This is a genomic window from Streptomyces sp. HD, assembly GCF_028369295.1.
Lineage (GTDB): Bacteria > Actinomycetota > Actinomycetes > Streptomycetales > Streptomycetaceae > Streptomyces.
This window is the reverse complement of sequence record NZ_JAQMYP010000035.1, coordinates 1-22273: the sequence shown is the minus strand read 5'-3', so window position 1 is coordinate 22273 and position 22273 is coordinate 1. Positions and strand designations below refer to the sequence as shown.

The 22273-nt window shown below is 70.6% G+C and carries 13 protein-coding genes; 1 reads left to right on the top strand and 12 read right to left on the bottom strand.

Annotation, left to right across the window (positions count from 1 at the left end):
• Window positions 1-94: 94 nt before the first annotated feature.
• The 12 genes from POF73_RS29660 to POF73_RS29605 form a co-directional block, all read right to left on the bottom strand.
• Window positions 95-469 carry a F0F1 ATP synthase subunit epsilon gene (locus POF73_RS29660; protein WP_272121583.1) on the bottom strand — a complete coding sequence of 125 codons (375 nt, stop codon included), beginning with the start codon at window positions 467-469 and terminating at the stop codon, window positions 95-97.
• A 131-nt stretch (window positions 470-600) separates the two neighbouring features.
• Window positions 601-2037: a F0F1 ATP synthase subunit beta gene (atpD, locus tag POF73_RS29655; RefSeq protein ID WP_272121581.1), complete on the bottom strand. Its 1437-nt coding sequence runs from the start codon at window positions 2035-2037 to the stop codon at window positions 601-603.
• Entirely contained in the window at window positions 2037-2954 is a 918-nt protein-coding gene (locus POF73_RS29650) for a F0F1 ATP synthase subunit gamma (protein ID WP_272121578.1), read from the bottom strand. Before POF73_RS29650 ends, atpD begins: the two co-directional genes overlap by 1 nt.
• Before the next feature lie 21 nt (window positions 2955-2975).
• The gene (atpA, locus tag POF73_RS29645) at window positions 2976-4577 is read right to left on the bottom strand and encodes a F0F1 ATP synthase subunit alpha (RefSeq protein ID WP_272121575.1); all 1602 of its coding nucleotides are present in this window, start codon (window positions 4575-4577) and stop codon (window positions 2976-2978) included.
• Window positions 4578-4710: 133 nt separating this feature from the next.
• Window positions 4711-5526 carry a F0F1 ATP synthase subunit delta gene (locus POF73_RS29640; RefSeq protein ID WP_272121573.1) on the bottom strand — a complete coding sequence of 272 codons (816 nt, stop codon included), beginning with the start codon at window positions 5524-5526 and terminating at the stop codon, window positions 4711-4713.
• Window positions 5523-6071, bottom strand: coding sequence for a F0F1 ATP synthase subunit B (locus tag POF73_RS29635; RefSeq protein ID WP_272121571.1), 549 nt, complete (start codon window positions 6069-6071; stop codon window positions 5523-5525). Before POF73_RS29635 ends, POF73_RS29640 begins: the two co-directional genes overlap by 4 nt.
• 40 nt (window positions 6072-6111) lie before the next feature.
• Window positions 6112-6357, bottom strand: coding sequence for an ATP synthase subunit C (locus POF73_RS29630; RefSeq protein WP_020131181.1), 246 nt, complete (start codon window positions 6355-6357; stop codon window positions 6112-6114).
• Between the two features lie 75 nt (window positions 6358-6432).
• Window positions 6433-7242 (bottom strand): F0F1 ATP synthase subunit A, encoded by an 810-nt coding sequence (gene atpB / locus POF73_RS29625; RefSeq protein WP_272121565.1) that lies wholly within the window; start codon window positions 7240-7242, stop codon window positions 6433-6435.
• A 222-nt stretch (window positions 7243-7464) separates the two neighbouring features.
• Window positions 7465-7878: a hypothetical protein gene (locus POF73_RS29620; RefSeq protein WP_272121563.1), complete on the bottom strand. Its 414-nt coding sequence runs from the start codon at window positions 7876-7878 to the stop codon at window positions 7465-7467.
• Between the two features lie 391 nt (window positions 7879-8269).
• Window positions 8270-9265 carry a 3-hydroxybutyryl-CoA dehydrogenase gene (locus POF73_RS29615; protein ID WP_272121561.1) on the bottom strand — a complete coding sequence of 332 codons (996 nt, stop codon included), beginning with the start codon at window positions 9263-9265 and terminating at the stop codon, window positions 8270-8272.
• 334 nt (window positions 9266-9599) lie between these two features.
• The gene (gene ccrA, locus POF73_RS29610; RefSeq protein WP_272121558.1) at window positions 9600-10940 is read right to left on the bottom strand and encodes a crotonyl-CoA carboxylase/reductase; all 1341 of its coding nucleotides are present in this window, start codon (window positions 10938-10940) and stop codon (window positions 9600-9602) included.
• Window positions 10941-10995: 55 nt separating this feature from the next.
• The gene (locus POF73_RS29605) at window positions 10996-11499 is read right to left on the bottom strand and encodes a hypothetical protein (RefSeq protein WP_272121556.1); all 504 of its coding nucleotides are present in this window, start codon (window positions 11497-11499) and stop codon (window positions 10996-10998) included.
• Between the two features lie 204 nt (window positions 11500-11703).
• Between POF73_RS29605 and POF73_RS29600 the strand changes: the two genes are divergently transcribed.
• The coding region (locus POF73_RS29600; protein WP_272121554.1) for a type I polyketide synthase at window positions 11704-22273 on the top strand (10570 nt) is incomplete at its 3' end.

The following is a 22273-nucleotide window of genomic DNA, read 5'->3' as shown; positions in this document are numbered from 1 at the left end:
CGGCACCGGATTGCTCCGGTCCCAGCCGCGGCTGAGTGACGTCATCGCGTGCGCTCCCCCAGAGCCTAGACGGCCCGGAAGGTGACCCCGTGGGTCAGCGCGCCGTCGCCGCCCGCAGGCGGACCTCCGCGCGGCGCTCGGCGAACGCGTCGTCGTCGCCCTTCGCGCGCTCAAGTGCCCGCTCCGCGCGCTGGACGTCGATCTCGTCCGAAAGCTCGGCGATCTCGGCCAGCAGCGACAGCTTGTTGTCCGCGAACGAGATGAAACCGCCGTGCACCGCGGCGATGACGGTTCCACCATCACTCGTACGGATGGTCACCGGGCCCGACTCCAGCACACCGAGCAGCGGCTGGTGACCGGGCATGACGCCGATGTCGCCGGACGTGGTGCGCGCGACGACCAGGGTGGCCTGGCCCGACCAGACCTCACGGTCGGCGGCGACCAGCGCGACGTGCAGCTCAGCAGCCAAGGTGGCTCCTTGGGTCACCACCCGGCGGTTCTGCCGGGTGTTGGTTACAAGTCTAGTAGGCATGGAAGAGGGGGCGGGACGTGCCCCGCCCCCTCACCACAAGAGCTCAATGGCTCACGAAGACCGGTGCGTCAGGAGACGCCCAGCTCCTTCGCGTTCTTCTTGAGGTCCTCAAGACCACCGCACATGAAGAACGCCTGCTCCGGGAAGTGGTCGAACTCACCGTCGCAGATCGCGTTGAACGCGGTGATCGACTCGTCCAGCGGCACGTCCGAGCCGTCCACACCGGTGAACTGCTTGGCAACGTGCGTGTTCTGGGACAGGAAGCGCTCGACGCGGCGGGCACGCTGGACGACCAGCTTGTCCTCCTCGCTGAGCTCGTCGATACCGAGGATCGCGATGATGTCCTGGAGGTCCTTGTACTTCTGCAGGATCCCCTTGACGCGCATGGCGGTGTTGTAGTGGTCCAGCGCGATGTAGCGCGGGTCCAGGATCCGGGACGTGGAGTCCAGCGGGTCCACGGCCGGGTAGATGCCCTTCTCGGAGATCGGACGGGACAGAACCGTCGTCGCGTCGAGGTGGGCGAAGGTGGTGGCCGGGGCCGGGTCGGTCAGGTCGTCCGCGGGGACGTAGATCGCCTGCATCGAGGTGATCGAGTGACCACGGGTCGAGGTGATGCGCTCCTGGAGGAGACCCATCTCGTCGGCCAGGTTCGGCTGGTAGCCCACCGCGGAGGGCATACGGCCGAGCAGGGTCGACACCTCGGAACCGGCCTGCGTGAAGCGGAAGATGTTGTCGATGAAGAACAGCACGTCCTGCTTCTGCACATCGCGGAAGTACTCCGCCATGGTCAGACCGGCGAGGGCCACGCGCAGACGGGTGCCCGGGGGCTCGTCCATCTGACCGAAGACCAGCGCGGTCTTGTCGATGACGCCGGACTCGCTCATCTCGTCGATGAGGTCGTTGCCCTCACGGGTGCGCTCACCGACACCGGCGAACACCGACACACCGTCGTGGTTGTTGGCGACGCGGTAGATCATCTCCTGGATGAGCACCGTCTTGCCGACGCCGGCACCGCCGAACAGACCGATCTTTCCACCCTTGACGTACGGGGTGAGAAGGTCGATGACCTTGACGCCGGTCTCGAACATCTCGGTCTTCGACTCAAGCTCGTCGAAGTTCGGGGCCTTGCGGTGGATGGACCAGCGCTCGCCGTCGTACTTCTCGTCGACGTTCAGCACCTCACCGAGGGTGTTGAACACCTTGCCCTTGGTGAAGTCGCCGACCGGGACGGTGATGCCGTCGCCGGTGTCGGTGACCGCGGCCTGGCGGACCAGACCGTCGGTGGGCTGCATGGAGATGGTGCGGACCAGGCCGTCACCCAGGTGCTGGGCGACTTCCAGGGTCAGGATCTTCTTCTCGCCCGCGTTCGCCGGGTCGGCGACCTCGACGTGGAGGGCGTTGTAGATCTCCGGCATCGCGTCGACGGGGAACTCCACGTCGACGACCGGGCCGATGACCCGGGCGACGCGGCCCGTAGCCGTCGCGGTCTCAACAGTGGTGGTCATTAGCGGTCACTCCCCGCGGTCGCGTCGGCCAGGGCGCTCGCGCCACCGACGATCTCGCTGATTTCCTGGGTGATTTCGGCCTGGCGGGCCGCGTTGGCAAGACGGGAGAGCGTGTTGATCAGCTCGCCCGCGTTGTCGGTGGCCGACTTCATCGCGCGCCGCGTGGCGGCGTGCTTGGAGGCGGCCGACTGGAGCAGCGCGTTGTAGATACGGCTCTCCACGTAGCGCGGCAGAAGGGCGTCGAGGACGTCCTCCGCCGAGGGCTCGAAGTCGAACAGCGGCAGAAGCTCGCCCTTGGTGGCGGTCTCCTCCGCGACCTCTTCGAGGCTGAGCGGCAGCAGACGCGCGTCGAGCGCCTGCTGGGTCATCATCGACACGAACTCGGTGTAGACGATGTGGAGCTCGTCCACGCCGCCCTCGGCCGTCTCCGTCTCGATCGCCTCGATCAGCGGAGCCGCGACCTTCTTGGCGTCCGCGTACGTCGGCTCGTCGGTGAAGCCGCTCCACGACTCCGTGATCTTGCGCTCACGGAAGTTGTAGTGCGCCACACCACGGCGGCCGACGATGTAGACGTCGACCTCCTTGCCCTCGCGCTCCAGGCGCTCGGTCAGCTGCTCCGCCGCCTTGATGGCGTTGGAGTTGAAGGCGCCGGCGAGGCCACGGTCGCTCGTGAGGAGCAGCACCGCGGACCGCGTGACCGTCTCGGCCTGCGTGGTCAGCGGGTGCTTGGTGTTCGAGCCGGTGCCGACCGCCGTGACCGCGCGGGTGAGCTCGGTCGCGTACGGCGTGGAGGCCGCCACCTTGCGCTGCGCCTTGACGACGCGCGAGGCGGCGATCATCTCCATCGCCTTCGTGATCTTCTTGGTCGCGGTGACGGATCGGATGCGACGCTTGTAGACCCGGAGCTGGGCTCCCATGAGTCAGGTCCCTTCCTTACGTCACTTGGAGGCGCTGGTCGCCTTCGGGCCGGCCTCTTCGCCGAGCAGCTTGCCGTCCGCGGTCTCGAACTGCTTCTTGAACTCCACGATGGCGTCGGCGACGGCGGTGAGCGTGTCGTCCGACATCTTGCCGCCCTCCTTGATGGAGGTCATGAGGCCCTGCTCCTTGCGGTGCAGGTACTCCAGGAGCTCCTTCTCGAAGCGGCGGATGTCGGCGACCGGCACGTCGTCCATCCTGCCGGTGGTGCCGGCCCACACGGAGACGACCTGGTCCTCGGTGGACATCGGCTCGTACTGGGCCTGCTTCAGCAGCTCGACCATGCGCTGACCGCGCTCCAGCTGCGCCTTCGACGCGGCGTCCAGGTCGGAACCGAAGGCGGCGAACGCCTCCAGCTCACGGAACTGGGCGAGGTCGACGCGCAGACGGCCGGAGACCTGCTTCATCGCCTTGTGCTGCGCGGAACCACCGACTCGGGAGACGGAGATACCGACGTTCAGCGCGGGGCGCTGACCGGCGTTGAACAGGTCCGACTCCAGGAAGCACTGGCCGTCGGTGATGGAGATGACGTTGGTCGGGATGAACGCCGAGACGTCGTTGGCCTTGGTCTCGACGATCGGCAGACCGGTCATCGAGCCGGCGCCCATGTCGTCGGAGAGCTTCGCGCAGCGCTCCAGCAGACGGGAGTGCAGGTAGAAGACGTCACCCGGGTAGGCCTCACGGCCCGGCGGACGGCGCAGCAGCAGGGACACGGCGCGGTAGGCGTCGGCCTGCTTCGAGAGGTCGTCGAAGATGATGAGGACGTGCTTGCCCTCGTACATCCACTGCTGGCCGATGGCCGAACCGGTGTACGGCGCCAGGTACTTGAAGCCGGCCGGGTCGGACGCCGGGGCGGCGACGATGGTCGTGTACTCCAGCGCGCCGTTCTCCTCCAGCGCGCGGCGGACCGACGCGATCGTCGAGCCCTTCTGACCGATGGCGACGTAGATGCAGCGGACCTGCTTGTTCGGGTCGCCGGTGCGCCAGTTGTCACGCTGGTTGATGATCGTGTCGACGGCCAGGGCGGTCTTGCCGGTCTGACGGTCACCGATGATCAGCTGACGCTGGCCACGGCCGATCGGGGTCATCGCGTCGACGGCCTTGTAGCCGGTCTCCATCGGCTCGTGCACCGACTTGCGCTGCATGACCGTGGGGGCCTGCAGCTCAAGGGCACGACGGCCGGACGTCTCGATCTCGCCGAGGCCGTCGATCGGGTTGCCGAGCGGGTCGACGACGCGGCCGAGGTAGCCCTCGCCGACGGCCACGGAGAGGACCTCACCGGTACGGGAGACCGGCTGACCCTCCTCGATGCCGCTGAACTCACCGAGGACGATGGCACCGATCTCGCGCTCCTCAAGGTTGAGGGCGAGGCCGAGGGTGCCGTCCTCGAACTTCAGCAGTTCGTTGGCCATGGCCGAGGGAAGTCCCTCGACCTTCGCGATGCCGTCGCCGGCAAGGGTGACCGTACCGACCTCCTCGCGCGAGGCCGCGTCCGGCTTGTACGACTGGACGAAGTTCTCCAGCGCGTCCCGGATCTCCTCCGGCCGGATCGTGAGCTCCGCCATCTGGGTTCCCTGCTCTCCTTGTTGGGCCCGAAGTTTCACTTTGGGGGGATGGGGACTCCCCCCTGGAAAAGGGTGAATCCTCTGCACGGCCCAACATGGGCCGTCGTAAGTACGTACTGCTATTAAGTTTCTGCTAGCTCGCCAGTCGGCGGCCGGCGTCCTCGATGCGGTCCGCGAGGGAGCCGTTGATGACCTCGTCGCCGACCTGCACCCGGATACCGCCGACGACCTCGGGGTCCACGTCGAGGTTGAGGTGCATCGAGCGGCCGTAGAGCTTCGCGAGGGCGGCGCCCAGGCGCTGCTTCTGCACGTCGCTCAGCGGTACCGCCGAGGTGACGATCGCCACCATGCGGTCCCGGCGCTCGGCGGCGAGCTTGGACAGGGACTCCAGTCCCGACTCCAGGCTACGTCCACGCGGCGCGGTCACAAGACGCGTCACAAGACGCTCGGTGGTCGTCTTGGCCCGACCGCCGAGCAGGCTGCGCAGCAGCTCGCTCTTGGCCGACGCCGTGGCGGCGCGGTTGGTCAGCGCGGCGCGCAGCTCGGTGCTGGAGGAGACGATCCGGCCGAACCGGAACAGCTCGTCCTCGACGTCGTCGAGCGCGCCCGCCCGCTGGGCGGCGGTGAGGTCGGCGGTGCCGGCCAGCTCCTCCAGCGCGTCCACCAGGTCACGGGACTGCGACCAGCGGGAGCGCACCATGCCGGACAGCAGGTCGGCGGTCTCCCCGCCGACCTGGCCACCGAGGAGGCGCTGGGCCAGCTCGGCCTTGGCCTCACCGGCCTGCGCCGGGTCGGTCAGGACCCGACGCAGCGACACCTCTCGGTCGAGCAGCGCGGTGACGGCGGCCAGCTCGTCGGCGAGCTTGGCCGCGTCGACGGACGTGTTGTCCGTCAGCGCGTCGAGACGCTCACGTGCGGCTGCCAGGGCCTCGCGGCTCGCTCCGTTCATCGCGCGGCCTCAGCCTTCTCTTCGAGCTCGTCGAGGAAGCGGTCGATCACGCGGCTCTGCCGGGCGTGGTCCTCAAGGGACTCGCCGACGAGCTTGCCGGCCAGGTCGGTGGCGAGCTTGCCGACGTCCTGGCGCAGCGCGGACGCCGCGACCTTGCGGTCGGCCTCGATCTGGGCGTGACCGGCGGCGACGATCTCCTCGCGCTGCCGCTGGCCTTCCGCACGCATCTCGGCGATGAGCGCGGCACCCTGCTCCTGTGCCTCCTGGCGCAGCCGCGCGGCCTCGTGCCGGGCCTCGGCGAGCTGGGCCTTGTACTGCTCCAGGACGCTCTGCGCCTCGGTGCGTGCCGCTTCGGCCTGCTCGATCCCGCCCTCGATGGCCTCACGACGCTCTTCCAGAACCTTGTTGATGTTCGGAAGGAGCTTCTTGCCCAGGACGAAGAACACGATCGCGAAGGCGATCAGACCGATGACGAGCTCGGGGATCTCCGGGATCAGAGGATTCTGGGCGTCCTCAGCCGCGATTTGCAGCAAGGGCGAGGTCACATCAGTTCCTTCCGTGGAATTCTCTCGTCGGACGAGACGGTCAGGACGTCGGGTAGACGAAGCCCATGACCAGACCGATCAGGGCGAGCGCCTCACAGAGCACGAAGCCCAGGATCTGGTTCTGGCGGATCAGGCCGGCGGCCTCGGGCTGGCGGGCCAGCGCCTGGGTGCCGTTACCGAAGATGATGCCAACGCCGACGCCGGGGCCGATGGCAGCGAGGCCGTAGCCGATGGCAGCGAGGTTGCCCTTGATTTCGACCGCGGCGAGGGTGTCGAGAGCGGACATGCCGTAACTTCCTTCTCTTTACGCAGACCGGTGGGGGTTGGCCACCGGAAGTTCAGGGGATGGTGGTGCAGGTGCTCAGTGGTGCTCGGCGAGCGCGCCCTGGATGTAGCTGCAGGACAGGAGGATGAAGACGTAGGCCTGGAGAGCCTGGATGAACAGCTCGAAGACCGTCATCACGAGGACCATCAGGAACGAGACCGCGGAGTACGCGATGCCGATCCCGTTGAGCAGGTACCAGGTTCCGATGGTGAAGATCAGGATCAGGACGTGCCCGGCGAACATGTTGGCAAAGAGCCGGACGGCGTGGGTGAAGGGCCGGATGAGCACGTTCGACAGGAACTCGAAGAACATGACCATCGGGAACACCGGGCCGAGCGACGGGTCGTAGCCGGTGATGTTCTTCCAGCCGCCGATGAAGCCGTGCCGCTTGAAGGTCAGGCTCATCCACAGGATGTAGACGATGGCGGCGAGGCCGGCCGGGAAGGCGATGACCGCGGTGGCGGGGAACTGGGCGACCGGAATGATCGACCAGAGGTTCATGATCCAGATGAAGAAGAAGAGCGAGACCATCAGCGGGACGTATTTCTCGCCCTCGCGCTTGCCGATCGTCTCGTAGACGACCCCACGACGTACGAAGTCGTAGCCCGCCTCACCGATCATCTGGAGCTTGCCGGGAATCAGCTTCGGCTTGTTGAAGGCCGCCCAGAAGAACCCGATGACGACGAAGGTACTCACCAGCGACAGCAGCATCGGCTTGTTGATGTCGATGCCGGCGACGGTGAACACGGGCTCGAAGAGGAACGAGTGCAGGCCGGGGGTCGGGAAACCGCACCCGTCGAAAATATGACAGTCGGTCTCGAAGGCGAGCGTCTTGGCATTACTCACCGCGAGCTCCTTCAGAGTGGCGCATGGGTACGGCAACCTCGATGTGTCGGCGCGGCCTGCGACCGCGGAACGGCACTGGACTGGACTTGCGGATATGGGGGCGGCGACTGGGCTCCGAGCCGTGAGGCGTCACAGGCACGGCTGCCGCCCGCGCCAGCTCTGCCGCAGTTGTGGCGAGACCATAGCAAATGAGCGGAAGCCCCTTTACACCGGCCCTACAGGTCACGACGACGCCCGGGCGGAGTCCGGCTCGACGTAGGGAACCTTGGCCTTCATGTGCGAGAGCACCTGAGCGGCGATCCACACCAGGGTGGCCGCGAGCAACGTGAAGGCGAAGCATTTCGGATTGAACGCCGAGGTCCCCCTGAAGACGATCAGCACAATCATGAGCAACAGGATCTGCGTCGTGTAGAGCAACAGTCCCATCGACTGGAAGAGATGGGGGAATTGGCGCGCAGTGCGCAGCAGTACCGCCAGCCCGCTGCTCATGAAGAGCAGAACGAGAAGCCCACCGAGGGCGGCACCGAGCGCACCCTTGCCGCCGGCGACGGCGGCACTCACCGCGGCTCCCGCCACACCCGCGGCTGCGGTGGGCAGGGCACAGTGCAGGAGCGTTCGTACGTCGTTGGACTGCATGGCGGCAACTCCGCGTTCAAGGGGGGCAGGGTGTCGTCATGGACGAGCGTAGCCCCGGCCCGACGGGCGTGAGACCGCACGCCGCCTCGCTCCGATGGACCGTTTCACTACGGCCCGTCGGCTCTGCCCGGGGTTCTCGTGAACGGTATCACAAACTATTTGATGAGGTCTTTACCTGAGCGTGTGCCCGCAGTCACACATGAGAGTGAGAGTGCGCGTCTGTGCAGAAACACAGGCATGTTGTCTGCTATTGGGGGGCTTTGACCCCTCACTCGTCCCCCATGACTTGGCAATGCTCTAGTCAGACTCTTACCTTGGCGCTCGCCGGACTGTGGGGCAGAAGAGCGTCAGGAGCGCGGGAGTTGCCGGTGTGAGGTGAGGGACTCGGCCCTCAGTAGGCGTAGAAGCCTTGGCCGGATTTCCTGCCGAGCAGCCCGCCATCCACCATGCGGGACAGCAACGGCGGTACGGCGTGGGTGGGCTCCTTGAACTCCTCGTACAAGGCGGTGGCGATGGCCGCGACGGTGTCGAGTCCGATGAGGTCGGCCAGCGCCAGCGGCCCCATGGGGTGGGAGCAACCCAGGGTCATCGCCTGATCTATGTCCCGCGCACTCGCGTATCCGGCTTCGAACATCCGGATCGCGGACACGAGATAGGGGATCAGCAGGGCGTTGACCACGAAGCCCGAGCGGTCCGCGGCGTGGATCGCCTGCTTGCCCAGGACTCCGGTGACGAACTCCGTGGCGATCTGCCGGTGGCGGTCCTCGGTCAACAGCGAACTGATCACCTCGACCAGTGGCAGCACCGGGGCGGGGTTGAAGAAGTGCAGGCCCAGTACCTGACCCGGACGGTCGGTGGCACGGGCCAGCCGCATGACGGACAGGGCGGAGGTGTTGGAGGCGAGGATCGCCTCCGGATCCTCGACGACCTTGTCCAGGGCCTGGAAGATCCGCAGCTTCGTGGGCTCGTGCTCGGGGGCCGCTTCCAGCACCAGCTGCCGGTCGTGGAAGGCACCGAAGTCGGTGGTGTAGGAGACGCGCGCGAGCATCTCCTCCCGCTCCGAGTCGGTGATCTTGCCCTTGCCGACCGCGCGGGCAAGGGAGCGCTCCAGCCGGTCGCGGCCCCGGGCCAGGCCGGGCTCCCCCGAGGAGACGAGCAGCACGTCGCGGCCCGCGCGGGCGCACACCTCGGCCAGGCCCGCGCCCATCACCCCACAGCCGACCACGCCGACGCGCCGGATCGCCCGGGCCGCTGTGCCGGCCGCGGTCGCGGGGGTGGTCGGGGAGGTGGTCGGGGAGGTGGTCGCGGAGGTGGTCGCGGAGGTGGTCGCGGAGGTGGTCGCGGAGGTGGTCGCGGAGGTGGGGGAAGCCGTCGGCGCGGTGGTCATCGCATCTCCTTCGGGCCGGGCACCGCCCGGCGGGCTCTGCTCCGCCGACACGGGCCGGCGGGTTCTCCTGGGCGGACTTCGACGGACGTATGAGCGATGCCACCGACCTGCAGACCTTGGCGAACGCAAGCGAGCCAGGGGTGTCCTGCGGATCAGGTCGGCTGTGGAGCACGGCACCTCTGGGCCGGGCCGAGCGGGGTCCGGCGGGAGCAGCGATGGACGCGCGTGCCGGCCCCCGCGACGCCGAGGTGATCCGCAGGACACCCCCTGGGCCGCTCCATCGGCCGCCCTGCCGGGTCCGCGGGGCTCCACGCGGCCGGCCGGGCGGTGACGGTCATGTCGTGGTGAGGCCGCGGAGCGGGTTGAGGCGGTCCTCGCCGATCCGCGCACGCAGCTCGGGGTCGGTGACGCCTTGTCCGGGGCCGGAGGCCAGGCAGAGCACTCCCACCTTGCCGATGTGCCGGTTCGTCTGGACCGAGCGGGCGGCTTCGCCGGTCTCCTCCAGCGAGTAGACCTCGGACAGCGTCGGCATGATCCGCCCCAGCGAGATGAGCCGGTTGGTCTCCCACTGCTCCTGGAGATTCGCGGCGTGGCTGCCGATGATCCGCTTGAGCTTCATCCACAAGTACCGGTTGTCGTAGCCGTGTTGATAGCCGGTGCTGGAGCCACAGGTCACCACCGTGCCGCCCCGGCGGACGACGAAGACCGAGACACCGAACGTGGAGCGGCCGACGTGCTCGAAGACGACGTGCGGGTCCTCCCCCACCTGCTGCCGGATGGCCCTGCCGAGCTTCTTGCCCACCTCGATGACCAGACGCGGGTCGTCGGCGGTGCGGTCGTCCAGCCCGATGTCCTGCCGGTTGATGACCACGTCGCAGCCCAGCCGACGGGCCGCCTCGGCCTTCGCGGGCGAGCTGACGACGCCGACCGGGATGCCGCCGCCGTTCTTGACGAACTGCACCGCGTAGGCACCCAGTCCGCCGGCCGCCCCCCAGATCAGCACGACGTCGCCCTGCTTGAACCGGGCACCCCGGTCACCGACCAGCATCCGGTACGCGGTCCCCGCGCACAGGGGGTTGCAGGCGGCCTCCTCCCAGCTGAGGTGCCCGGGCTTGGGGATCAGCTGGCTCGCCCTGACGACGGCATAGTGGGCCAGGCCGCCGAAGTTGGTCTCGAAACCCCAGATGCGCTGGTCGGCGCCGAGCATGCCGTCGTGGTGCGTGGCGGGTTCCTGGTCGTCGGGCTGGACGCAGCTCACCACCACGTGGTCGCCGACGCGCCAGCGCCGTACGCCGGAGCCGGCGCGCACGATCACACCCGCTCCGTCGGAACCGATCACGTGGTACGGCAGATCGTGCCGTTCGGCCCAACCGCCCTGCGCCGCGAACTGCTGCAGGAAGCGGAACGTGGGGATCGGCTCGAACATCGCCGACCACACGGTGTTGTAGTTCACGGCACTCGCCATGACGGCGACCAGGACCTCGTCCGGTGCCAGTTCGGGCATCGGTACCTGGCCGACCCGCAGCGACTTGCGGACGTCCTTGTCCGCGACCCCGTCGAACATCCGGGCGTCCTCGGACTGGATGTACGCGGCGGTGTACTCCCGGGGCAGTTCCGCCCGCTCCAACTCCTGCGGCGACGCACCCGCGCGTACCGCCTCTGACAGCAGGGTCATGGTTGGTTCACCTTTCCCGGGAGTCATGAACCCGAGCGTCGATTTCCCGGAGAGGTCAGACCCGGTAGCAGTGGACCTCGTCTGCGGCAATCCAGTCGCTCTCGGCTTCGTACTTGATGAAACCGCACTTCAGATAATGGTTCTCGTCGATGATTTCGTACCGCTCCTTGAGCATGAACCAATGCCCGAAACCCATGCATTCGCCGGTGAAGGCGAGATATCCGTCCTGCCATCCCTCCGTGGTCAGCAGGGTGCGGTTTCCCCAGTCGTCGTAGTAATAGCCGGAGAACGACGACTCCCGCTCGACCCACTGCACGACGAAGCGGCCGGTGAGGTCGTGTTCCGGCACGAGTTGGGTCATCTCGTACGCGTGACCGCCGAAAGTCGACACGGTGTTCCAAGCGGCCGTGCCCTTCTGAGCCGGATCGGCGGTGAAGTTGGTCCACTCCGCACGGAAATTACCGAGCAGAAAGTCGATGTCGCGCATTTTCTCCGGCGCCGACGGCTTGACGAATTGCTGCTCCGTCGATTCTGCGGCTTTCTCCTCAGAAACACTCATTGCGGGATACACTCCAGTCCTCGTCGCGGCACGGGAATTCACGCAGAGGCTAGGCAGGAGAAACCCCTATCGCCAACCCCTACCCGGCCATATACGTCCGCCCGCGACTTCTGGGGTGGCTGTGGGGACGCGGTTAGGGGGGTGAGGTTCGTAGCTTCGCCCTCGAAGGGCGCGGTATGCCAATCTCTCAGGCGGGGTTCTCAGGTGACGAACGAAGCGCAGCTGGTTGATTACCTCAAGAAGTTGGCAGCCGATCTGCGGCAGGCCCATCGACGCATCAAGAAACTCGAAGCCGGGGACACCGAGCCGGTGGCGATCGTCGGCATGGCCTGCCGGCTGCCCGGAGGCGTCGGTTCGCCCGACGAGCTGTGGGACCTCGTCCTGCGCGGTGAGGACGCCATCGCCGGTATGCCGCGGGACCGCGACTGGCCGCTCGACGACCTCTACGATCCCGACCCCGACCATCCCGGCACCAGTTATGCCACCGAGGGCGGATTCCTGCACGGGGCCGCCGAGTTCGACGCGGAGTTCTTCGGGGTCTCCCCCCGCGAGGCGCTGGCGATGGATCCGCAGCAGCGCCTGCTGCTGGAGACCGCCTGGGAGGCCTTGGAGAACACCGGGGTGGACCCGCGGTCCCTGGCCGGTTCCCGGACCGGGGTCTTCACGGGCCTGATGTACCACGACTACGCCTCCGGCCCGGGCGTCCTGCCCGACGAGGTGGAGGGCTATCTGAGCACCGGCATGGCCGCCAGTGTGGCGTCGGGCCGGATCTCCTACTTCCTCGGGCTGGAGGGCCCGGCGGTCACCCTCGACACCGCGTGCTCGTCGTCACTGGTGGCGCTGCACCTCGCGGTGCAGGCGCTGCGCGACGGGGAGTGCGATCTGGCGCTGGCGGGCGGAGCGACGGTCATGTCGACCCCGGCCACCTTCGTGGAGAACTCCCGTCAGCGTGGGCTCGCCCGCGACGGCCGGTGCAAGTCGTTCGCGGCCGCGGCCGACGGCGTCGGCTGGGGCGAGGGCTCCGCGCTGCTCGTGGTCGAGCGGCTCTCCGACGCCCGCCGCGCGGGCCATCAGGTGCTCGCGATCGTCCGGGGCAGCGCGGTCAACCAGGACGGTGCGTCCAACGGCCTCACCTCCCCCAACGGCCCCTCGCAGGAGCGGGTCATCCAGCAGGCGCTGGCCTCGGCCCGGCTGGGCTTCGCGGACGTCGACGTGGTGGAGGCGCACGGCACCGGCACCCGGCTCGGCGACCCCATCGAGGCCCAGGCCCTGCTCGCCACCTACGGCCAGGAGCGGCCGGACGGCAGCCCGCTGCGGCTGGGCTCCGTCAAGTCCAACCTCGGCCACACACAGGCCGCCGCGGGCGCCGCCGGAATCATCAAGATGATCATGGCGATGCGGCACCAGCAGTTGCCCAGGACCCTGCACGTCGACCGGCCGACGCCCGAGGTGGACTGGTCGGCGGGCGCGGTGGAGCTGCTGACCGAGAACCAGGCGTGGCCGCGCACCGGGCGCCCCCGCCGGGCCGGAGTGTCCTCGTTCGGCATCAGCGGCACGAATGTGCACGTCATCCTGGAGGAGCCGGCCGCGGTCGATCTCCCGGCGGACGAGGCTGTGGCGGACGGCGAGGACGGGACGGGCGCGGTGACGCCCGTGCTGCTGTCGGCGGCCACCTCCGCCGCCCTGCCGGCGCAGGCCGCCCGGCTGCACACACATCTGCTGGACCGCCCCGGGCTGCCGCTCCGTGAGCTGGCGGCCGCGCTGGCGACCACCCGTACCGCCTTCGAGCACCGTGCGGTGCTGCTCGCCGGAGACCGGGAGGAACTGCTGGACGACCTCGCCCGGCTGGCGCGCGGGGAACGTCCCGCCGGGCTGGTCAGCGGTGTCGCGGACGAGGTGCGCAGTGCCTTCCTGTTCACCGGCCAGGGGGCCCAGCGGCCCGGCATGGGCCGGGAACTGTACGAGACGTTCCCGGTGTACGCCCGTGCCCTGGACGAGGTCTGCGCAGAGCTGGACGCACGGCTGGACCGGCCCCTGCTGCCCCTGCTGCTGGCCGACGCGGACAGCGCCGAGGCGGGGCTGCTGGACCGCACGCTCTACACCCAGTCGGCCACGTTCGCACTCGGGGTGGCGCTCTTCCGGCTCCTGGAGGAGTGGGGAGTACGCCCCCGGCTGCTGTCCGGACACTCGGTCGGCGAGCTGACCGCGGCACACGTCTCGGGGATGCTGTCGCTGGCCGACGCCTGCGAACTGGTCGCCGCGCGCGGCCGGTTGATGCAGGAGCTGCCCGAGGGCGGGGCGATGATCTCGGTGGCGGCGACCTCCGACGAGGTGCTGCCACTGCTCGCCGGGCACGAGTCGGTGGCCGGTATCGCGGCCGTCAACGGGCCCGGTTCCGTGGTGGTGTCGGGCGACGAGGACGTCGTCACCCGGATCGCGGCGCACTTCACCGAGCTGGGGCGGCGGACCCGGCGGCTGCCGGTGAGCCACGCGTTCCACTCCCCGCTGATGGAGCCCGTCGTCGAGGCGCTCGGCGAGGTCGCCGGACGGCTGTCGTTCCAGCCCGCGCGCATCCCCGTCGTCTCCAGCGTGACGGGCACCCTGCTGGAAGCCGCCGACTGGGCCGATCCGGCGTACTGGGCCCGGCAGGCACGCGAGCCGGTCCGTTTCCATGACGTGGTGCGCACCCTCGACGCCGAGGGCGTCACCGTCTTCCTCGAACTCGGGGCCGATGCCGCGCTCACGTCGATGACCGAGGAGACCCTGGCCGACACCGGCACCACCGCCGTCGTCGCCCCGGCGCTGCGTCGCAACCGCCCGGAGGTGCGGACGCTGACGGCCATGCTGGCCCAGGCGCACACGTCCGGCGTGCCGGTCGACTGGTCGGTGTTCTTCGGCGGCCCTCCGGCCCGGCGGGTGCCGCTGCCGACGTACGCCTTCCAGGGCACCCGGTACTGGCTGCAGACCGTGCCGGGGGCCGGCGACCTGGGCGCGGCGGGCCTGGTGCCCGCGGAACACCCGCTGCTGGGGGCCACGTTGGTGCCCGCGGCCGGAGGCGGTCGGCTGTTCACCGGCAGGCTGTCCACGGACAGCCTGCCGTGGCTGGCGGACCACGCGATCGGTGACACGGTCCTGCTGCCGGGCACCGCAGTGGCCGAACTGGCCCTGTGGGCGGGCGGACATGTCGGGCTCGACCAGGTCGCGGACCTCACGCTGGAGCTGCCGCTCGCCCTGCCGCAGCGCGGCGGACTGCGCGTCCAGCTCACCCTGGACGCCCCGGACGCGTCGGGAGACCGCGAGTTCGGCCTGTACACGCAGGCCGAAGAGGCTGCCGAGGACGTGTGGACGCGGCACGCCGGCGGCACCCTCGGCACGGCCCGCAGCGCGCCCGAGGAGCAGCTGACGGCCTGGCCGCCCCCGGCGGCCGAAGAGCTGGACATCGACGGCTGCTACGCGGACTTCGCGGCGGCCGGGGTGCACTACGGTCCGGCGTTCCAGGGGCTGCGCGCGGTGTGGCGGCACGGCGAGGAGGTGTATGCCGAGGTCCGGCTGCCCGACGAAGTCGCCCGGGATACCGGGGAGTTCGGGCTGCATCCGGCGCTCGCGGACGCCGCACTGCACGCGTCGGCGTTCCTGCCGGGCGAGTTCGCCCGGGAACAGCGGGCCAGGCTGCCGTTCGCGTGGCGCGGGGTGTCGCTGCACGCGGCCGGGGCCTCCGTCCTGCGCGTACGGCTGACCCCGACCGGCCCGGACACGCTCTCGCTGCTCTTCGCGGACGCCACCGGCCGGCCGGTGGCCACGGTGGAGTCGCTGATGGTGCGGCCCGCCGGGGCGGTCGCGGCACCGGACGGTGCGGGGAGCGCGCTGCTGGTGCCGTCCTGGGTGCCGGTCGGCGGGGCCGAGACGGCGGGGCGCTGGGCCGTGCTGGGATCAGGGCCGCTGGCCGGCCTGCCCGGTGCCGAGGTCCACGCCGGTCCGGCCGAGCTCGGCGCCGCGGTGGAGGCGGGGGCCGACGTCCCCGATTTCGTCGTCGCCACGGTCGGGACGCCCGAGGGCACAGTCGGCACCGTCGACGCCGCCGCGGCGCACGAGAGCGCCGAGCGGACCCTGGACCTGCTGCGGGCATGGCTTGCCGACGAACGGCTCGGCGACGCCCGACTGGTGGCGGTGACCTGGAACGCGGTGGCCGTGACGGAGGACGCGGCGCCGGATCCGGCGCAGGCGGCGGCATGGGGTCTGCTGAGTTCGGCGGCGACCGAACACCCCGGCCGGATCATCCTCGTGGACCTCGACGCAACGGCCGAGTCGCTGACGGCGCTGCGCTCGGCGGTCGGGTCGGACGAGCCGCGGCTGGCGCTGCGTCAGGGCAGGGCCGCCGCGCCACGGCTGGTCCGGGCGGTTGCGACGCCGCAACTCCCGCGGGGGATCGATCCGAACGGCACCGCCCTCATCACCGGCGGCACGGGCACCCTCGGCACCCTCCTCGCCCGCCACCTCGTCCACCACCACCACGTCACCCACCTCCTCCTCACCAGCCGACAAGGCCCCAACGCCCCCGGCGCCACCGAACTCACCAACGAACTCACCGCCGCCGGCGCCCACATCACCATCACCGCCTGCGACACCACCGACCCCCACCAACTCAACACCGCACTCGCCACCATCCCCACCACCCACCCCCTCACCACCGTCATCCACACCGCCGGCATCCTCGACGACGCCACCACCACCACCCTCACCAACCACCAACTCCACACCGTCCTCCAACCCAAAATCGACACCGCCACCCACCTCCACCACCTCACCCTCAACCACCCCATCACCACCTTCGTCCTCTACTCCTCCGCCGCCGGACAACTCGGCACCGCAGGACAAGCCAACTACGCCGCCGCCAACACCTACCTCGACGCCCTCGCCCACCACCGCCGCGCCCACGGCCACCCCGCCACCAGCCTCGCCTGGGGCTTCTGGAACACCCGCAGCACCATGACCGCCCACCTCGTCGACGACGAGCAGACGACGCGTCGCATGGCCGGTGCCGGGTTGCTGCCGATCTCCGGGGAGCAGGGTCTGGCGCTGTTCGACGCGGCGGTCGCGCTGGACGCGCCGGTCTCCGTGCCGCTGCCGCTGGACCTGGGAGCGCTGCGTTCCCAGGCCGCGGCAGGCACCCTGCCGCCGCTGTTCCGTGGGCTGGTGCGGGCCCCGGTCCGCCGGGCGGCCGGTGCCGTCGAGGGCGCCGGTGCGGGTACGGCGTTCGCGGCCGGGCTGCGAGAGCTGCCGGAGGCGGAACGCAGGCGGCTGCTGCTGGACCTGGTCCGCACGCACTCGGCCGGGGCGCTGGGGCATGCGAGCCCCGACGGGCTGGACGCGCGGCGGACCTTCCGGGAGCTGGGCTTCGACTCGCTGGCCGCCATCGAACTGCGCAACGGCGTGGGGGCGGTGACCGGGCTCAGGCTGCCCGCGACGCTGGTGTTCGACCATCCGACGCCGTCGGCCGTGGTGGACTTCCTGCTCGGCGAGCTGACCGGCGGTGAGCAGGCGCCGGCCGGGGCACGGCCGGCCGTCTCCGCCGATCCCGGCGAGCCGATCGCCATCGTCGGCATGGCGTGCCGCTACCCCGGCGGGGTGGCCACCCCGGAGGAGCTCTGGGAGCTGGTCGCCACCGGACGGGACGCCATCGCCGGCATGCCCGAGGATCGCGGCTGGGACGTGGAGGAGCTCTACGACCCGGAGCTGGCGCGGCCGGGCACGTCGTATGTGCGAGAGGGCGGTTTCCTGTACGACGCGGCCGAGTTCGACCCGGAGTTCTTCGGCATCTCGCCGCGCGAGGCACTGGCCATGGACCCGCAGCAGCGGCTGCTCCTTGAGACGTCCTGGGAGGCGCTGGAACGGGCCGGTATCGATCCGCGCGCGGCGCGCGGCAGCCGGACCGGCGTGTTCGCCGGAGTGATGTACCACGACTACGGCTCCGGTCCGGGCGAGCTGCCCGACGAGGTCGAGGGGTTCATCGGCACCGGGTCGGCCGGCAGTGTCGCCTCGGGGCGGGTCGCGTTCACGCTGGGCCTGGAGGGACCCGCGGTCACCCTGGACACCGCGTGCTCGTCCTCGCTGGTGGCCCTGCACCTGGCGGCGCAGGCGCTGCGCACCGGCGAGTGCGATCTGGCGCTGGCCGGAGGTGTGACCGTGATGGCGACACCCGGTGTGTTCGTGGAGCTGTCCCGGCAGGGCGGGCTGTCCCCCGACGGCCGCTGCCGGTCCTTCGCCGAGAGCGCCGACGGCACCGGCTGGGGCGAGGGCGTCGGCATGCTGCTGGTCGAGCGGCTGTCGGACGCGCGCCGCAACGGCCATCCCGTGCTGGCGATCGTCCGCGGATCGGCGGTCAACCAGGACGGTGCGTCCAACGGCCTGACCGCCCCCAACGGGCCCGCCCAGCAGCGGGTGATCGAGCAGGCCCTGGCGGGCGCGGGCCTCGGCGGCGGCGACGTGGACGCGGTGGAGGCGCACGGTACGGGAACGACGCTCGGCGACCCGATCGAGGCCCAGGCCCTGCTGGCCACCTACGGCAGGCAGCGGACCGCGGAACAGCCCCTGTGGCTGGGGTCGGTGAAGTCCAACATGGGTCACACGCAGGCCGCGGCCGGGGCCGCCGGCATCATCAAGATGATCATGGCGATTCGGCACGGGATCCTGCCCAGGACCCTGCATGTCGACCGGCCGTCCCCCGAGGTCGACTGGTCCTCGGGCACCGTGGAACTGCTCACCGAGGAACGGCAGTGGCCCGACGCCGGGCGCCCCCGCCGGGCCGGGGTGTCCTCGTTCGGCATCAGCGGCACCAACGCCCATGTCATCCTCGAACAGCCGCCGGCCGAGGAGGAGCCCGAGCCGGCCCGGCCGGTCCCCGGCGCAGTGGTGCCGTGGGTGTTCTCCGCGCACGAGCCGGCCGCGCTGTACGCCCAGGCCGAGCGGCTCGTCACGCATGTGACGGCCCACCCCGAGCTGTCCCCGGTGGACGTCGGCCACACCCTGACGGGCCGGGCCCGGCTGGGGCACCGCGCGGTGGTGCTGGGCGGAGACCGGGACGAACTGCTGGCCGCCGCGGCGGCGTTGGCGTCCCGCACCGCCGACCCGGACGCGCCTCTGCCGCCGGGCGTGGTGGAAGGGGCCTCCTCGGGCGACGGCCGCGTGGTGTTCGTCTTCCCCGGACAGGGCGCACAGTGGGCGGGGATGGCGGCGGAGCTGCTCGACTCCGCACCCGTGTTCCGCGACCGGCTGCTGCAGTGCGAGGAGGCGCTGAGCCCCTACGTCGACTGGTCGCTGTCGGCCGTTCTGCGGCAGGAGCCTGGCACCCCGCCGTGGGACCGGGTGGACGTGGTGCAGCCCGCGCTGTGGGCGGTGATGGTGTCGCTGGCCGCACTGTGGCGGTCGTACGGCGTCGAACCGGACGCCGTGATCGGGCACTCGCAGGGCGAGATCGCCGCCGCCTGTGTCTGCGGGGCACTGGATCTCGGCGACGGGGCCCGTGTGGTGGCGCTGCGGGCCAGGGCGATCGGTGCCGCGCTGGCCGGGCGCGGCGGGATGGTGTCGTTGGCGCTGCCGTCGGCGGCGGCCCGGGAACTCGTCGCCGGGTGGCCGGGACGCCTCTCGGTGGCCTCCGTCAACGGGCCGGCCAGCACGGTGGTGGCAGGTGCGCCCGAGGCACTGGACGAGCTGCTCGCGAGGTGCGCCGACGACGGCATCCGGGCCCGCCGCATTCCGGTGGACTACGCCTCCCACACGGCCCAGGTGGAGGAGATCGAAGAGACGCTCGCGGACGAGCTGGCCGGGATCGTGCCGCGCTCGTCGACCGTCCCGTTCTTCTCCACCCTGACCGGGTCCCCGCTGGACACCGCGAAGCTGGACGGCTCGTACTGGTACCAGAACCTGCGCCACACCGTGGAGTTCGAGGCGGCGACCCGGGCCGCGCTGGACCAGGGCTTCACCGTCTTCGCGGAGATCAGCCCTCATCCCGTGCTGGTGCCGTCGGTCCAGGACAGCATCGACGAGGCGGGCCGTGCCGCGGCAGCGGTGGGTTCACTGCGTCGGGACGACGGGGGCACCCGTCGCTTCCTGACGTCGGTGGCCGAACTCGGTGTGCTGGGCGTCGAGGTCGACTGGCCGGCGGTGTTCGCCGGGACCGGCGCACGCCACGTCGACCTGCCGACCTACGCCTTCCGACGCCGCCGGTTCTGGCTGGAGTCCCACCGGGCCACCGGCGATCTGACCGCGACCGGTCTTCAGGCGGCGGACCATCCGCTGCTGGGCGCGGCCGTGTCGCTGGCCGACGGCGAGGGCGTGCTGCTCACCGGCCGGCTGTCCGGGCGTACCCAGCCGTGGCTGCTCGACCACGCCGTCTCCGGCCAGGTCCTGCTCCCCGGCACGGCCTTCGTCGACCTGGCGATCCGGGCGGGCGACCTGCTGGACCGCCCCCACCTGGAGGAACTGACCCTGCAGGCGCCGCTGTTGCTGGACACCGGTCCCAAGAGCGACGTCACGGTGCAGGTCCGGGCGACCCCGGACGGCGACACGGGCCACTGCACGGTCACGGTGCACTCCCGTACCGGCGAGGGCGACTGGACGCTGCACGCGACCGGCACCCTGACCCAGGACGCACCCGCGGAACCCGCCCCCGAGACGGCCTGGCCGCCGGCCGGAGCGGAGCCCGTCGAGGCGGACGGTGTCTACGACGAACTCGCCGCGGGCGGCTACCACTACGGCCCGGCCTTCCAGGGCCTGCAGGCCGTCTGGCGGCGGGGCGAGGAGTTGTTCGCCGAGATCCGGCTGCCCGAGTCCGAGCGGGCGGAGGCGGCGCGCTACGGCGTCCATCCCGCCCTGCTGGACGCCGCGCTGCACGCGATGGCGTTCGCCGGCGACCAGGAGGGCGGTGCACGGCTGCCGTTCTCGTGGACCGGGGTGCAGTTGTACGCGACCGGGGCGACGGCAGCCCGGGTGCGGCTCACCGGCTCGGGGGACCAGCTCGCCCTGCTGCTCACCGACGAGACCGGACAGCCGGTCGTCTCGGTGGGGTCACTGGTGACCAGGCCCGCCGTCATCGACCGGCCGACGGGCGGTGCGCTGGAGGAGGCGCTGCTGCATCTCGACTGGACGGCGCTGGACATCGAGGGCGCGTCGGCCCCGTCCTGGGCGCTCATCGGCGACGACCCGTTCGGACTGGCCGGTGCCGGTGCCGGGGTGCGGGTGGCGGCCGGGCTGGAGGAGCTGGCCGCGGACGGTCCGGTACCGGACGTCGTGGTCCGGTGCCTCGTCCCCGGAGCGCCGGACGATCCCGCGGCCGCCGCGCACGCGTCGGCGGAGGAGACCCTCGGGCAGGCCCGCGCCTGGCTGGCCGACGACCGGTTCGCCTCCTCGCGACTGGTGTTCGTCACCTCGGGCGCGGTCGCCGCGGACGACACCGAGGACGTCACCGACCTGGGCAACTCGACGAGTTGGGGGCTGGTGACCTCTGCGCAGACCGAGAACCCGGACCGTTTCGCGCTGGTCGACCTGGACGGACAGGACGAGTCCCTGAAGGTGTTCGGGCCCGCGCTGGCGTGCGCCGAACCCCGGATCGCAATCCGCCGGGGCACGGTCACCGCGCCCCGGCTGGCCCGGGCCCGTTCGCATCCGGCGCTGCTGCCGCCGCCCGGACCGGTGCCGTGGCGCCTGGAGAGCACGGGCCGCGGCACGATCGAGAACGTGGCACTGGTGCCCTGCCCCGAGGTGCTGGACCCGCTCGGGCCCGGCCAGGTCCGGATCGCCGTGCACGCCGTCGGCCTCAACTTCCGGGACGTCATCGTCGCGCTCGGCATGGTCGAGGGGCAGAACGGCATCGGCGGCGACGTGGCCGGCACGGTGCTGGAGACCGGCGCCGGGGTGACCAATGTGGCTGTGGGCGACCGGGTGCTGGGGCTGTGCTCCGACTCGTTCGGTCCGGTCGCGGTGTGCGACCACCGGTTCCTGACGCCGATGCCGGACGGCTGGTCCTACGAGCAGGGCGCAACCGTGGCCATCACCCATCTCACCGCCTACTACGGTCTGGTGGACCTGGCGGACGTGCAGCCGGGCGAGTCGGTGCTGGTGCACGCCGCGGCCGGCGGCGTCGGCGTGGCGGCCGTGCAGCTGGCGCGCCATCTGGGCGCCGAGGTCTACGGCACCGCCAGCCCCGGCAAGTGGCCGACGCTGCGGGAGTACGGGCTGGACGAGGCGCACATCGCCAACTCCCGGACGCTGGAGTTCGAGCAGCGCTTCCTGGAGTCGAGCAGCGGCTGCGGGATGGACGTCGTACTGGACTGCCTGGCCGGCGAGTTCGTGGACGCCGGGCTGCGGCTGCTGCCGCGCGGCGGGCGGTTCCTGGAGATGGGCAAGACCGACAAGCGTGATCCGGGGCAGGTGGCCGCGGCCCATCCCGGTGTGGCCTACCAGGCGTACGACCTGATGGAGGCGGGTCCCGACCGGATCCAGGAGATGCTGGTGGCGGTGATGTCGCTGTACCGCGACGGGAAGCTGCAGCCTCCGCCCATCACGACGTACGACCTGCGCCGGGCCCGTGAGGCGATGCGGGACCTGAGCCAGGCGAAGCTGGTCGGCAAGGCCGTGCTCACCGTGCCGCGGGGGATCGATCCGAACGGCACCGCCCTCATCACCGGCGGCACCGGCACCCTCGGCACCCTCCTCGCCCGCCACCTCGTCCACCACCACCACGTCACCCACCTCCTCCTCACCAGCCGACAAGGACCAG